The organism is Variovorax sp. MHTC-1, assembly GCF_003984645.1.
Lineage (GTDB): Bacteria > Pseudomonadota > Gammaproteobacteria > Burkholderiales > Burkholderiaceae_C > Variovorax.
The window spans coordinates 362,693-375,056 of the sequence record NZ_RWKI01000002.1; the positions used below are offsets into that span (position 1 = coordinate 362,693).

Annotated in this window: 14 protein-coding genes; 8 read left to right on the top strand and 6 right to left on the bottom strand. The window is 67.5% G+C overall.

Annotated features, from left to right (window positions below; all coding sequences use genetic code 11):
* Positions 1-79 precede the first annotated feature (79 nt).
* Positions 80-748 carry a helix-turn-helix domain-containing protein gene (locus EJI01_RS05050; protein WP_126836015.1) on the top strand — a complete coding sequence of 223 codons (669 nt, stop codon included), beginning with the start codon at positions 80-82 and terminating at the stop codon, positions 746-748.
* On the opposite strand, the gene EJI01_RS05055 is transcribed toward EJI01_RS05050, so the two are convergent.
* From EJI01_RS05055 to EJI01_RS05065, 3 genes are read right to left on the bottom strand one after another with little or no spacing between them, the layout of a single operon-like run.
* Complete coding sequence (locus EJI01_RS05055; protein ID WP_126836016.1) at positions 745-942, bottom strand: sporulation protein; 198 nt, start codon at positions 940-942, stop codon at positions 745-747. The two genes, EJI01_RS05050 and EJI01_RS05055, sit on opposite strands and share 4 nt — an antisense overlap.
* A 2-nt stretch (positions 943-944) precedes the next feature.
* Complete coding sequence (locus tag EJI01_RS05060) at positions 945-1,733, bottom strand: biotin--[acetyl-CoA-carboxylase] ligase (protein ID WP_126836017.1); 789 nt, start codon at positions 1,731-1,733, stop codon at positions 945-947.
* Positions 1,734-1,735: 2 nt separating this feature from the next.
* The gene (locus EJI01_RS05065) at positions 1,736-2,278 is read right to left on the bottom strand and encodes an SET domain-containing protein (protein WP_126836018.1); all 543 of its coding nucleotides are present in this window, start codon (positions 2,276-2,278) and stop codon (positions 1,736-1,738) included.
* Between the two features lie 205 nt (positions 2,279-2,483).
* Between EJI01_RS05065 and EJI01_RS05070 the strand changes: the two genes are divergently transcribed.
* Both EJI01_RS05070 and EJI01_RS28645 read left to right on the top strand, forming a co-directional pair.
* Positions 2,484-5,423, top strand: a complete 2,940-nt coding sequence (locus EJI01_RS05070; protein ID WP_126836019.1) for a DNA topoisomerase III — start codon at positions 2,484-2,486, stop codon at positions 5,421-5,423.
* 17 nt (positions 5,424-5,440) lie between these two features.
* On the top strand, positions 5,441-5,608 hold the full coding sequence (locus EJI01_RS28645) for a hypothetical protein (protein WP_185878831.1): 168 nt from the start codon (positions 5,441-5,443) through the stop codon (positions 5,606-5,608).
* 38 nt (positions 5,609-5,646) lie between these two features.
* Here the strand turns inward: EJI01_RS28645 and EJI01_RS05075 are convergent, their stop codons facing one another.
* The gene (locus EJI01_RS05075; protein ID WP_126836020.1) at positions 5,647-6,528 is read right to left on the bottom strand and encodes a gamma-glutamyl-gamma-aminobutyrate hydrolase family protein; all 882 of its coding nucleotides are present in this window, start codon (positions 6,526-6,528) and stop codon (positions 5,647-5,649) included.
* A 167-nt stretch (positions 6,529-6,695) separates the two neighbouring features.
* On the opposite strand from EJI01_RS05075, the gene EJI01_RS05080 reads away from it, so the two are divergent.
* Positions 6,696-7,751, top strand: coding sequence for a sugar phosphate isomerase/epimerase family protein (locus tag EJI01_RS05080; RefSeq protein WP_126836021.1), 1,056 nt, complete (start codon positions 6,696-6,698; stop codon positions 7,749-7,751).
* An 86-nt stretch (positions 7,752-7,837) separates the two neighbouring features.
* Here EJI01_RS05080 and EJI01_RS05085 read toward each other — a convergent pair whose 3' ends face one another.
* Positions 7,838-8,899: a S1C family serine protease gene (locus EJI01_RS05085; protein WP_126836022.1), complete on the bottom strand. Its 1,062-nt coding sequence runs from the start codon at positions 8,897-8,899 to the stop codon at positions 7,838-7,840.
* Positions 8,900-9,411: 512 nt separating this feature from the next.
* On the opposite strand from EJI01_RS05085, the gene infA reads away from it, so the two are divergent.
* From infA to EJI01_RS05100, 4 genes are read left to right on the top strand one after another with little or no spacing between them, the layout of a single operon-like run.
* Positions 9,412-9,681: a translation initiation factor IF-1 gene (gene infA / locus EJI01_RS05090; protein WP_126836146.1), complete on the top strand. Its 270-nt coding sequence runs from the start codon at positions 9,412-9,414 to the stop codon at positions 9,679-9,681.
* 11 nt (positions 9,682-9,692) lie between these two features.
* A complete protein-coding gene (gene dbpA, locus EJI01_RS05095; protein WP_260602327.1) occupies positions 9,693-11,090 on the top strand; it encodes an ATP-dependent RNA helicase DbpA in 1,398 nt (465 codons plus the stop codon).
* Positions 11,091-11,124: 34 nt separating this feature from the next.
* A complete protein-coding gene (locus EJI01_RS28650) occupies positions 11,125-11,295 on the top strand; it encodes a hypothetical protein (RefSeq protein WP_185878814.1) in 171 nt (56 codons plus the stop codon).
* Positions 11,296-11,350: 55 nt separating this feature from the next.
* Positions 11,351-11,668, top strand: a complete 318-nt coding sequence (locus EJI01_RS05100) for a hypothetical protein (RefSeq protein WP_126836023.1) — start codon at positions 11,351-11,353, stop codon at positions 11,666-11,668.
* A 4-nt stretch (positions 11,669-11,672) separates the two neighbouring features.
* Here EJI01_RS05100 and EJI01_RS05105 read toward each other — a convergent pair whose 3' ends face one another.
* Complete coding sequence (locus EJI01_RS05105; protein WP_185878815.1) at positions 11,673-12,356, bottom strand: TetR/AcrR family transcriptional regulator; 684 nt, start codon at positions 12,354-12,356, stop codon at positions 11,673-11,675.
* Positions 12,357-12,364: the final 8 nt, after the last annotated feature.

A 12,364-nucleotide genomic window follows, 5' to 3' on the forward strand; every position in this document is an offset into this window, starting at 1 on the left:
AGGAATGGTCGAGTTTGCTTGCATAAAGCACCACGGGATATATATTCCCGGTATATAGTTACCTGACGCTGTCGCCCCCATGGCCTCTGCACGACTAGCCTCGCCATTCCCCACCTCCCGGCCCTTCCGTGTGCCGGCATCCGTTCGCGCGCGCCTGCCCTCGGTGGGACCGCCACCGCGCAGCAGCCCCGCATCTCGCCTCGGCCAGCAAGTACGCGCACTACGGATCGCTTCTGGCGCTTCCGGTGGCGAGCTGGCCACTTGTGCTGGCGTTTCGAGCTCCATGCTCTCCCGCATAGAGCGCGGTCTCGTGTCACCTTCCGTCGAAACCTTGGATCGCATCGCCACTGGCCTGGGCGTGCCCGTCTCACGCTTCTTCAGCGACCAGTCGAGCCGCACCGACTTCTCGCACGTGCCCGCAGGCCGGGGCATCTTGGTGGATCGGGTCGGTGCTGTGGCTGGCTACCGCTATGAGCTGCTGGGCCATCAGCTCTCCGGCAACCTGTTCGTCGAGCCTTACCTGGTAACGCTGCTGCCGGAGGCCGAGCCCTACGTCACCTTCCAGCACCCTGGTGTGAAGTTCCTGCACCTTCTCTCAGGCCGAGTCTCCTACCGCTATGGCGCGAAGGTGGTGAAGCTGGGGCCAGGGGACTCGCTGCAGTTCGACGCCACAGCGTTGCATGGCATCGAGGCCATTGAGGCTGGCCCGGTGACGTATCTGTCGATCGTGTTCACGATGCGAGACTAAGGCTTCGGCGCAGCAGGCGCCTCGTCCTTGCGGATCTGCAGCAGCTGCGGCCGCAGCTGTTGCGCCAGCCGTTCGGGTTCGGTCTCGCTGAAGCGCGCCGGCGTCGTGCCGAACATGGCGAGCCCGCCACGGGTCCACGCGAAGTAGCCCGCATTGGCCAGCAGCAGAAGAAGAACCAGTGCGCGCAGCAGCATGCCTATTGCACCGGCCGCACGCTGACTTCGGCGCTGGTGATCGTCTTCATGCCCAAGGCCGTCTGGACCAGGAGTTCGCCGCCCCAGCCCACGCCCTCGCAGCGGCCCACGGTGCCGTCGCTGAGCTGCACCTCGCGGCCGCGCAGGAGGTCGCGGGCCGCGAAGCGCTCGGCAAAGGGCACGAAGCCGCGCTCGCCGAACAGCAGCACGTCGTCCACCAGCGGCACCACGATCTCGCGCAACAGCCCGGGCGCAGTGGCACGCGGGCGCCACTGCTGGATCCACGCCGGCGCGGTGCTGAGGCCTGTGGCCTCGCGCGGCCCGATGTTGAGGCCGATGCCGATCACCAGGTAGCGCTCGGCCGTGCCGTTCTGGGGCAGGGCGGTTTCGATCAGGATGCCGCCGAGCTTGCGCTCCTCGACCCACAGGTCGTTCGGCCACTTGAGCGAAATGCCTCCCGCCTTCGACGGGTCCAGGCTTTCCGCCACGCTGACGCCGACCGCGAGCGAAAGCCCCGACCAGTCCCGGGGCAGCAGCGGCAGGCCGAGCGAGAAGGTCAGCGAGGCGGGTTCGCCCCGATCCTGCGCGCTCTGCCAGGGGCGCCCCATGCGGCCCCGGCCGGCGGTCTGCCGCTCGGCCACCAGCAGCACCGGCGACGAGCGGCCGTCGCGGGCACGCCGCATCAGCTCGCTGCTGGTCGAATCGATCTCGGCGACGACCTCGACCGCGAGCCCCGGCAGCAGCGGGGCCAGGACGGCGGCGATCTCGTCTTCGAACCAGGGATCGGCCATGGTCAGCGCTTGCCGTCCTTGCCGTTCTTCTTGGCCTTCTTGTCCTTCTTTTTCTTCTTGTCTTTCTTCTTGCCGTCCGACTTGGGCGCCAGCAGGGTGCCGCGGCAATTTTCGGAGCCGCACCAGCAGGGGAAGTCGGCCTTGAGCTTCTTCGTGTAGGGCTCGTCGATGATCAGCCCGTAGTCGTAGTTGAGCTCCTCGCCGGCCGGGATGTTGCGCCGCGCCTTGATGAAGACGCGGCCGTCGGTTTCATCGGCTTCGCAGTTCGGCTCGCAGGAATGGTTGATCCAGCGCGCGGCGTTGCCCTTCACGCCGCCGTCGATCACACGTCCGTCATCGATGTGGAAGTAGAAGGTATGGTTCGGCTGCGCCGGATCGTGCGGATGGCGGCGCAAGGCCTCCTTCCAGGTGATGAGCTCGCCCTTGTATTCGATCAGCGTCTCGCCCTCCGCGATGTCCTGCACGGCGAACACGCCGTTGCCGTGAACGCCGGAGCGCCGCGTCTGGATGCGGCGGCCGCCGGAAATAGGGGATTTGGAAGGCATCGCCGAAGTCTGTTAGTTTGAATATGTACGCATGCGCGTGCGCGTACGCACGCGAGAAGCGCCAGATTGTAGATGTGACCCCCACGCTCCCGCACTGCGTGTCGTCGCTGCCCCCGAGGGGGTGCGGCAGGCCGCCCGTCCGTGCGAAGCGCGGACTTCGCCGCGCCGGGGGGGCCGGCGTCGGCCTGAATACGAGGAATTGTTGATGAAGACTTTGGTAATTGCAGAGAAGCCGTCGGTGGCTCAAGACATCGTGCGCGCGCTCACGCCGGTGGCCGGCAAGTTCGACAAGCACGAGGAACACTTCGAGAACGAAAAGTACGTCGTCACCAGCGCGGTGGGCCACCTGGTCGAGATCCAGGCGCCGGAGGAGTTCGACGTGAAGCGCGGCAAGTGGAGCTTCGCCAACCTGCCGGTGATCCCGCCGCGCTTCGACCTGAAGCCGGTCGACAAGACCAAGACCCGCCTCAACGCGGTGGTGAAGCAGGCCAAGCGCAAGGACGTGACCCAGCTCATCAACGCCTGCGACGCGGGCCGCGAGGGCGAGCTGATCTTCCGCCTGATCGAGCAGTACGCCGGCGGCAAGGCGCCGCTCGGCAAGCCGGTCAAGCGCCTGTGGCTGCAGTCGATGACGCCGCAGGCCATCCGCGACGGCTTCGAGCAGCTGCGCAACGAGCAGCAGATGCAGGGCCTGGCCGACGCGGCGCGCTCGCGCTCCGAGGCCGACTGGCTGGTCGGCATCAACGGCACGCGCGCGATGACCGCCTTCAACTCGCGCGATGGTGGTTTCTTTCTGACCACCGTCGGCCGCGTGCAGACGCCGACCTTGTCGGTGGTGGTCGAGCGCGAAGAAAAAATCCGCAAGTTCGTGAGCCGCGACTACTGGGAAGTGCACGGCAGCTTCGCCGCCGAAGCGGGCGAATACCCCGGCAAGTGGTTCGACCCGAACTGGAAGAAGCCGCCGCCCGGCCCCGATGGCGCGCCCGACCCCGAGCAGCGCGCCGACCGCGTCTGGAACGAGCGCGAAGCCAAGGAAATCGCCGAGGCCGCACGCGGCAAGCCCGCCAGCGTCACCGAAGAGAGCAAACCCACCACGCAGGCCTCGCCGCTGCTGTTCGACCTGACCTCGCTGCAGCGCGAAGCCAACAGCCGCTTCGGCTACAGCGCCAAGACCACGCTCGCGCTGGCGCAAAGCCTCTACGAACGCCACAAGGCATTGACCTACCCGCGGACCGACTCGCGCGCGCTGCCCGAGGACTACCTGCCGGTGGTCAAGCAGACCATGGGCATGCTGGCCAACAGCGGCATGAAGCACCTCGCGCCCTTCGCGAAGCAGGCGCTCGACGACAACTACGTGAAGCCCTCGAAGCGCATCTTCGACAACGCCAAGGTCAGCGACCACTTTGCGATCATCCCGACGCTGCAGGCGCCCAGCGGCCTGTCGGATGCCGAGCAGCGGCTCTACGACTTCGTGGTGCGGCGCTTCCTCTCGGTCTTCTTCCCGAGCGCCGAGTACCAGGTGACCACGCGCATCAGCACGGTCGAGCAGGGCGGCAGGAAGTACCCCTTCCGCACCGACGGCAAGGTGCTGGTCAGGCCGGGCTGGCTCGCGATCTACGGCAAGGAAGCGCAGGACGACGAGAAGGAAGACGACAAGGACGGCAAGCGCCTGGTGCCGGTCAAGCCCGGCGAAATGGTGCGCGCCGAATCGGTGGAGACCAAAGGGCTCAAGACCCGCCCGCCCGCACGCTACTCCGAAGCCACGCTGCTCGGTGCCATGGAAGGCGCGGGCAAGACCATCGACGACGACGAGCTGCGCGAGGCGATGCAGGAAAAGGGCCTGGGCACGCCGGCCACGCGCGCCGCGATCATCGAAGGCTTGCTGGCCGAGAAGTACATCCTCCGCGAAGGCCGCGAACTCATTCCGACCGCGAAGGCCTTCCAGCTGATGACGCTCCTGCGCGGCCTCGGCGTGGAAGAGCTTTCCAAGGCCGAACTCACCGGCGAGTGGGAATACAAGCTCGCGCAGATGGAGCTCGGCAAGCTCAGCCGCGAAGCCTTCATGCGCGAGATCGCCCAGATGACGGAGCACATCGTCAAGAAGGCCAAGGAGTACGACCGCGACACGGTGCCCGGCGACTACGCGACGCTCCAGACGCCATGCCCCAACTGCGGCGGCGTGGTGAAGGAGAACTACCGCCGCTATGCCTGCACCGGCAAACTGGGCCAGGAGCCCTGCGGCTTCTCCTTCGGCAAGTCGCCGGCCGGCCGCACCTTCGAGGTGGCCGAGGCCGAGGCGCTGCTGCGCGACAAGCACATCGGCCCGCTCGAAGGCTTCCGCTCGAAGGCCGGCTGGCCCTTCGTCTCGGAGATCGTGCTCAAGTACGACGAGGAGGCGAAGAATTGGAAGCTCGAATTCGATTTCGGCGACGACAAGAATGCCGAGAGCGGCGAGATCATCGATTTCAGCGGCCAGGAATCGCTGGGCCCGTGTCCGAAATGCGCCGCGCGCGTATTCGAGAACGGCAGCAACTACGTCTGCGAGAAGTCGGTGCCGACGACCGAGCAGCCCACGCCGAGCTGCGACTTCAAGACCGGCAAGATCATCCTGCAGCAGCCGGTGGAGCGCGCCCAGGTCGAGAAGCTGCTCGCCACCGGCAAGACCGACCTGCTCGACAAGTTCGTCTCGATGCGCACGCGCCGCGCGTTCAAGGCTTTCCTGGCCTGGAACAAGGACGAGGGCAAGGTGACCTTCGAGTTCGAGCCGCGCGACAGCAAGTTCCCGCCGCGCAAGACCTTTGCACGAGCGGCGCCGGCGGCTGCAAAGAAGGCGGCTGCCGCGAAGACGAAGACGCCCGCCGCCAAGAAGGCCGCGTCCGCGAAGAAGGCCGCCGCGCCCAAGGCGCCACGCAAGCCGGGCGCCGGACTCAAGCCCAGCGAGGCCCTGGCCGCGGTGATCGGCGCGGAACCCGTGGCGCGCACCGAGGTCATCAAGAAGCTGTGGGACTACATCAAGGCCAACGGCTTGCAGGATGCGGCCAACAAGCGGGCCATCAATGCCGATGCCAAGCTGAAGCCGGTGTTCGGCAAGGACCAGGTGACGATGTTCGAGCTTGCGGGTATCGTGGGCAAGCACCTCGGCTGATCAAGAAGGAGATTCCCGTGAAGAAGCTCGTTTCCATGCTCTTGTTGACGGCAGCGCTCGGCGCCGTCGCCGGTTGCGCATCGCGGCCCGCAGCCGAGGGCGACCGCTCCGCCACCACCGGCGGCAGCGGCATCACGGTGTTCGGCACCATCGACGCGGCCGTCAGCGGAAGCCGCAACCGCTGACCGTTCACTCCGGCCGTTCGTCCCGAGCCTGTAGGTCGTTAGCGCATCAGCAGCGCCTGCCGCAGCAGCCGCGCCGCGCGGTTGCGGATGCGGCCCGGTGCGCTGCGCAGCGGTCCCCGCGGGCTCACCTTCGCGGTTGCGCAGGCCCAGAGAAAGTCCTGCAGGATGGCCGTGTCGTCCAGGGTTTCGGTGCTGCCGTACTTGTGGAACTCCGGATGCCACTGGGTCGCGGAAATGTAGCTGCGGCCGCGATCGACCCGGCGGCGGATGGCTTCGGGCACGCGGTCGGGAACGCTCCAGGCCTCGACCTCGAAGCCGGGCGCAATGTTTTTCACGCCCTGATGATGGATGCTGTTGACCCGCGCCATCTCCATGCCCGGATAGAGCTTCGAGAGGCGCGAACCCGGCGTGATGCTGATGTCGTGGAAATTCTGGTCGTAGGTCACCGGGTCGCGGTGCTTGAGGGCGTTGGGATGCTGCGCCTCGATGTCCTGGTAGAGCGTGCCGCCGAAGGCTACGTTGATGAGCTGCAGGCCGCGGCAGACGCCGAAGATCGGTTTGCCGGCTTCCTCGAAGGCCTCGACCAGCGCGAGGTCGTACAGGTCGCGGACCCGGTCGCCGATCCAGGCGTCCTTCAGCGGCACCTCGCCGTAGCTGCCGGGCCAGACGTCAGCGCCCCCGTGCATCACCACGCCGTCGAGCCATTCCGCATAGTGCGAGAGCTTGGTGTCGCCGCGCGCCGTCTCGCCGGTGGGGCAGGGCACCATCACCACCATGGCCCCGGCCGACATCAGCCAGTGCGCGATGGACTGCTCGACATACTGCAGCGTCTTGTTGGTGAACAGCGAACGCTCGGGATCGGCGTGGGAGAAGCAGGCGGACAGGCCGATCTTGAGGCGGCCGGAGACGGTTTGTGGCATTGCGATCAAGGCTGGCGCCGCACGGGCCGCGCCGCCCTTGGTGAACAGAGGACCATTGTGAAACGTTCCAAAGGCCCGCGCAGAGGACAGGCCACCCCGCCGCTGCGTCGTACAGCGCCGCGGGGATAGGATCGCCTCTTTTCCCATTCGTGACCCAGGAGATCCCCATGAAGACCATCAAGGGCCCGGCCATCTTCCTGGCCCAGTTCGCGGGCGACAGCGCACCCTTCGATTCGCTCGAGGCCATCGCCGGGTGGGCGGCTGGCCTGGGCTACAAGGGTGTGCAGATTCCGAGTTGGGACGCCCGCCTCTTCGATCTCAAGACGGCCGCGGAAAGCAAGACCTACTGCGACGAAGTGAAAGGCATGCTCGGGCGGCACGGCATCGAGATCACAGAGCTCTCGACCCATCTGCAGGGCCAGCTGGTGGCCGTGCATCCGGCCTACGACGCCGGCTTCGACGGCTTCGCCGCGCCCGAAGTGCGCAACGACCCGGCCCGGCGCCAGCAGTGGGCAGTGGAGCAACTGCATCTGGCAGCCCGCGCGTCGGCCCATCTCGGGCTCACGGCGCATGCGACCTTCTCAGGTGCCCTGGCCTGGCCCTATCTTTATTCGTGGCCGCCGCGCCCGCCGGGGCTGATCGAGGAAGCCTTCGACGAGCTCGCGCGGCGCTGGCTGCCGATCCTCAATGCCTTCGACGATGCCGGCGTCGACGTCTGCTACGAGATCCATCCGGGCGAGGACCTGCACGACGGCGTCAGCTACGAGATGTTCCTCGAGCGCGTGGGCCGGCATCCGCGCGCCTGCCTGCTGTACGACCCGAGCCACTTCGTGCTGCAGCAGCTCGACTACCTGGCCTACATCGACCACTACCACGAGCGCATCAAGATCTTTCATGTGAAGGATGCGGAGTTCAATCCGACCGGCAAGCAGGGCGTCTACGGCGGCTTCCAGTCATGGATCGACCGGGCGGGGCGCTTCCGCTCGCTGGGCGACGGCCAGGTCGACTTCAAGGCGATCTTCTCGAAGATGGCGGCCTACGACTTCCCGGGCTGGGCGGTGCTCGAATGGGAGTGCTGCATCAAGCACCCCGAGGACGGGGCCCGCGAGGGCGCGAAATTCATCGCCGAGCACATCATCCGCGTGGCCGAACGGGCCTTCGACGACTTCGCGGCCGGCGGCGTCGATACCGCGGCCAACAAGAAGATGCTGGGGATCACCTAGACAGCGGCGCCGCCGGGCCGCCCCAAGGCGGCCGCGCCTCCCCCTCGGGAGGGTGGCGACGCACACGCAGTGGCAAGCCGGGGGCCTTAGATCCCGGAAGGCTTGCGCAGGGTCTGCATGCGATCGACCGCCTGGATCCGGATCTTGCGCGTCTCCGAGCCCTGCTGCACCGTGAGCTCCACTTCCGCGTCGGGCGCCGGCCGCTTCCAGAGCTGCTTGTAGAAGGCCTCGAGCGTGGCGACCTCGATGCCGTCGACCTCGAGCACCACGTCGCCGGGCTGAAGCCCCGCCGCCAGCGCAGGCCCCTGCCGGTCCACGCGCACGATCTGCACATGCCCGTTGCGCTCCGAGGACGAAAGGCCGAGCCAGGGCCGGATGCTCGCGCGCGTGCTGCCGGTCGACTGCATCTCGGCCAGCACCGGGCGCAGCAGTTCGACCGGCACGAACATGTTGCCGGGCAGCGTGCGATCGGCGCCCGCGGCCTCCAGCACGAACAAGCTGCCGACGCCGACCAGCTCGCCATTGCGGTTGAAGAGCGGAGCCCCGCTGTGATTGGCCACCGGCGGGCTGGTGAAGAGCGCCGATTCGATGTGGTACTCCCAATAGCCCGAGAAGGGACGCGCGGCGATCAGGCGCGTGAAGCCGACCTCGGTGCCGCTGCTGCTGCCGGTGGCCACCAGCAGCGGCTCGCCCAGCGTCAGGCCGGCGACGCCCGCCATCGGCACCGGCTCGACGCCGCGCAGCGGCACCAGCGGGCGCAGCAGGCCGAAGCCGGTCGCGAGGTCGTAGGCGACCTGGCGCGCGGGCAGGGTGCGATCGTCCTGCGTGATGACTTCGATGGTCTCGGCTTCCAGCAGCAGGTAGCCGATGGTCAGGATCAGGCCGTCGGGCCCGATCACCACGCCGGAGCCCGATCGGCGCATGCCCAGGCTGTCGGCCGAGGTGGCGCCCTCCGTCGCGGTGACGCGCAGCGCGACGACCGCGTCGCCCGCGCGCTGGAGGGCCTGGACCTGCGGGGACACCGCTTCGGCCTGGCGCGGCGTGCCGGGGGTGGCGGCGTGGGCCGTGGAGAGCGCGGACACTGCGAACAGCCAGAGAGTGCTGGCGACCAACGCCCACAACCGCCGGGGCGATTCTCGAGTCTTCATGGCCGCGCTCCTTGGAACGAAGTTGAATGTGATGGTGCGCCGCAAGCGACCGGCTCGCAAGTGGCCGGCTGAATCAACCTCACCAGCGGTGCGCGCAGCGCATTCGCTCGTCGAGCCCGCTACATTTTCGATAGCACTTCACGCAGGAAGGGCGGCATCTGCCGCCCTTCGCTTCGATTCGGCAGTGCATTGCCAAGCAACACTCATACCATCTCGGTTAGAATGCGGGGTTCGTTTCGATACCCGACGAAGTATTTCGTCACTCAGCCGGCTGACCTGGATTCCAGGCCTTTCACTCAGAAGCCGGCTCACACAGTGTGTTGGTGCGCCAGACCCGGCGCCCATGTTTGCCACCACTGCCTTCGTACCGTTGAAGCGAACAGCGCGCTGTCCGCTCCGGTGGGCGCCATTTCCGGCCCGGCCTGCGCCCGTTTCACTGTTTGTTAGCGCTTTGCGGCGTCGCAATGCGCAGGCGCCCGATTCGAACCATCCACACACTATTCGGAGTCCTCATGCCCAAGGAAGAACTGATCGAAATGAACGGCGCAGTCACGGAAGTGCTGCCCGATTCCCGCTACCGCGTGACCCTCGACAACGGTCACCAGTTGATCGCCTACAGCGGCGGCAAGATGCGCAAGCACCACATCCGCATCCTGGCCGGCGACAAGGTGTCGCTGGAGCTGTCGCCCTACGACCTGACCAAGGGCCGCATCACCTTCCGCCACCTGGAACGCCGCGGCCCGCCGCCGGTCAACGGCGGCAACAACTCGCAGCGCCGCTGATCCCTCTTGCCGTGACGGGTCCAGCCACCGACTTCGCCGCGCTGCCGCTCACGCCGCAGACGCTCGCGAACCTGAAGCAGCTCGGCTATCTGCAGATGACGCCGATCCAGGCGGCCAGCCTGCCGCCGGCGCTGCTCGGCCGCGACCTGATCGCCCAAGCCAAGACCGGCAGCGGCAAGACCGCCGCCTTCGCGCTGGCGCTACTGGCCAACCTCAATCCGCGCCGCTTCGCGGTGCAGGCCATGGTGCTGTGCCCGACGCGCGAGCTGGCCGACCAGGTGACCACCGAGATCCGCCGCCTGGCGCGCGCCGAAGAGAACATCAAGGTGGTCACGCTCTGCGGCGGCGTCGCGCTGCGCGGGCAGCTCGCCAGCCTCGAGCACGGCGCCCACATCGTGGTCGGCACGCCGGGCCGCATCATGGACCACCTCGATCGCGGCAGCCTCGAGCTCGAAGCGCTCAACACGCTGGTGCTCGACGAGGCGGACCGCATGCTCGACATGGGCTTCTTCGACGACATCGCCAAGGTCGCGCGGCAGTGCCCCAAGGAGCGCCAGACCCTGCTGTTCTCCGCCACCTACCCCGAAAGCATCGCCCAGCTCAGCGCGCAGTTCATGAAGAACCCGCAGCAGATCACGGTGCAGGTGCAGCACGAGGAAGGCAAGATCCGCCAGCGCTGGTACGAGGTGAAGGACAGCGAACGGCTGCACGCCGTGAGCCTGCTGCTGAACCACTTCCGCCCGCCGAGCACGCTGGCCTTCTGCAACACCAAGCAGCAGTGCCGCGACCTGGTGCAGGTGCTGCAGGCCCAGGGCTTCAGCGCGCTGGCCCTGTTCGGCGAGCTCGAGCAGCGCGAGCGCGACCAGGTGCTGGTGCAGTTCGCCAACCGCAGCTGCTCGGTGCTGGTCGCTACCGACGTGGCCGCGCGCGGACTCGACATCGCGCAGCTCGAAGCCGTGATCAACGTCGACGTGACGCCCGATCCCGAGATCCACATCCACCGCATCGGCCGCACCGGCCGCGGCGATGCAGAAGGCCTGGCGCTCAGCCTGGCCAGCATGGACGAGATGGGCAGCGTCGGAAAGATCGAGCAGTTGCAGGGCCGCGAATCCGAATGGCATCCGCTGGCCGAACTCGCCTCGGCGGCGGCCGGACCCTTGCAGCCGGCCATGGCCACGCTGCAGATCGTCGGCGGCCGCAAGGAGAAGATCCGCGCCGGCGACGTGCTGGGCGCGCTCACCGGCGATGCCGGCTTCACGCGCGACCAGGTCGGCAAGATCAACGTCAACGAGTTTTCCACCTACGTGGCGGTCGACCGGCGCATCGCGCGCGAGGCCGCGCACAAGCTTTCCACCGGCCGCGTCAAGGGCAGGACCGTCAAGGTACGGCTGCTCGACGATGTGGCTTAATTACGCCCTTCGACCATTTTTATCCGAGCTTTCCATGACCAAGAAAATCCGCACCGAGGCAGACCGCATCGCCACCCCCAAGCCCGTCCCGATGCCCGGCTACACCACCGCCCGCACGGGCGGCGGCCAGAAGGTCAGCCTCGAGCGCGGCACCGCGACCCGCAGCAAGAAGAACCCCGGCAAGCGGGCCAAGAAGGGCGGCTGAACGCGCTTCGCGCTTCATTCGAGCTCCGGAACACGCGCCTTCGGGCGCGTTTTTCATGTCCGACGACTACCAGATCCTCATCCCGCCTTCCTTCTTCGCGGTCTACACCGACGCGAGGCAGCGCCTGCGCGAACCGCTGGCCACCGTGCGGGCGCGCTACGAAGTGTGCGAGGACCTCGCCAACCACCTGGTGCAGCACGCGCAGTTGCTGCATCACGTCGAGGTGCCTTCGGAAGAGGAGATCCTGCTGCGCATCCATGCCGGGCTGAACTCGCCCGAGTCCGGCGTGTCGTCTGCGGAAGCCGGCTGGATCGTGCAGCGGCTGGCCGAGCTGTTGGGCTGGAACTGTCCGCCGCTCGGCGAGCCGGACTGAGACGCTAGCCCGCCATCGGCGGAAAGGGCGGGAGCGGCCGGTGCGCCACTTCCTTGGCCGCGGCGTACTCCATGCCCAAACCGCGCAGCACGCAGGTCGCGACCTCGCGGCCATGGTTCGGCGGCGCCAGCCCCAGCGCCACGCTGCGCATGGCCTGCGCGACGGCGCCGTTGATCAGGTCCATCGCCGCCGCCTCGCTGGGAATGCGAAAGGCCTTCTGCTTCACGCCCAGGCGCAGGTCGGCCAGCACATAGTCGCGGATCTCGAGCAGCAGCTCGGGCGCCGCGGCCGCCACGTCCAGCATCATCGATGCCCACTGCGGGCTCTGCTCGGCCAGCCAGATGTAGCGCTGGTTGCCGATGGCCATGCGCTGCGCGCCCTCGGCGATCCCTTGCTGGCTGTCGGCGATGCGGCGGCACAGCGTGTCGGCCAGCAGCAGCGCGACGGCGCTCGCGACCTCCTCCTTGGTCTTGAAGTGGTTGTAGACCGTGCCGGTGGTCATGCCGGCGACCGCCGCGAGTTCCTGCATGGTGGCGCCGGCGAAGCCCCGCGCCGTGAAAACCTTGATCGCCGCCTGCACCAGTTGCACCCGCGTGCGCTCGCGCTTCGCCAGGCCGGGCCGCGGCCGCCACACACTTTCGGCCAGGGCCTCTGGCAAAAGAGGTATGGACGGGTCACCCAAATTCATTACATCAT

Excerpts from the sequence above, each read along its gene's own strand:
- EJI01_RS05050 (WP_126836015.1), top strand. The coding sequence starts at position 80 with ATGGCCTCTGCACGACTAGCCTCGCCATTCCCCACCTCCCGGCCCTTC.
- EJI01_RS05055 (WP_126836016.1), bottom strand. The coding sequence starts at position 942 with ATGCTGCTGCGCGCACTGGTTCTTCTTCTGCTGCTGGCCAATGCGGGC.
- EJI01_RS05060 (WP_126836017.1), bottom strand. The coding sequence starts at position 1,733 with ATGGCCGATCCCTGGTTCGAAGACGAGATCGCCGCCGTCCTGGCCCCG.
- EJI01_RS05065 (WP_126836018.1), bottom strand. The coding sequence starts at position 2,278 with ATGCCTTCCAAATCCCCTATTTCCGGCGGCCGCCGCATCCAGACGCGG.
- EJI01_RS05070 (WP_126836019.1), top strand. The coding sequence starts at position 2,484 with ATGAAGACTTTGGTAATTGCAGAGAAGCCGTCGGTGGCTCAAGACATC.
- EJI01_RS05075 (WP_126836020.1), bottom strand. The coding sequence starts at position 6,528 with ATGCCACAAACCGTCTCCGGCCGCCTCAAGATCGGCCTGTCCGCCTGC.
- EJI01_RS05080 (WP_126836021.1), top strand. The coding sequence starts at position 6,696 with ATGAAGACCATCAAGGGCCCGGCCATCTTCCTGGCCCAGTTCGCGGGC.
- EJI01_RS05085 (WP_126836022.1), bottom strand. The coding sequence starts at position 8,899 with ATGAAGACTCGAGAATCGCCCCGGCGGTTGTGGGCGTTGGTCGCCAGC.
- infA (WP_126836146.1), top strand. The coding sequence starts at position 9,412 with ATGCCCAAGGAAGAACTGATCGAAATGAACGGCGCAGTCACGGAAGTG.
- EJI01_RS28650 (WP_185878814.1), top strand. The coding sequence starts at position 11,125 with ATGACCAAGAAAATCCGCACCGAGGCAGACCGCATCGCCACCCCCAAG.
- EJI01_RS05100 (WP_126836023.1), top strand. The coding sequence starts at position 11,351 with ATGTCCGACGACTACCAGATCCTCATCCCGCCTTCCTTCTTCGCGGTC.
- EJI01_RS05105 (WP_185878815.1), bottom strand. The coding sequence starts at position 12,356 with ATGAATTTGGGTGACCCGTCCATACCTCTTTTGCCAGAGGCCCTGGCC.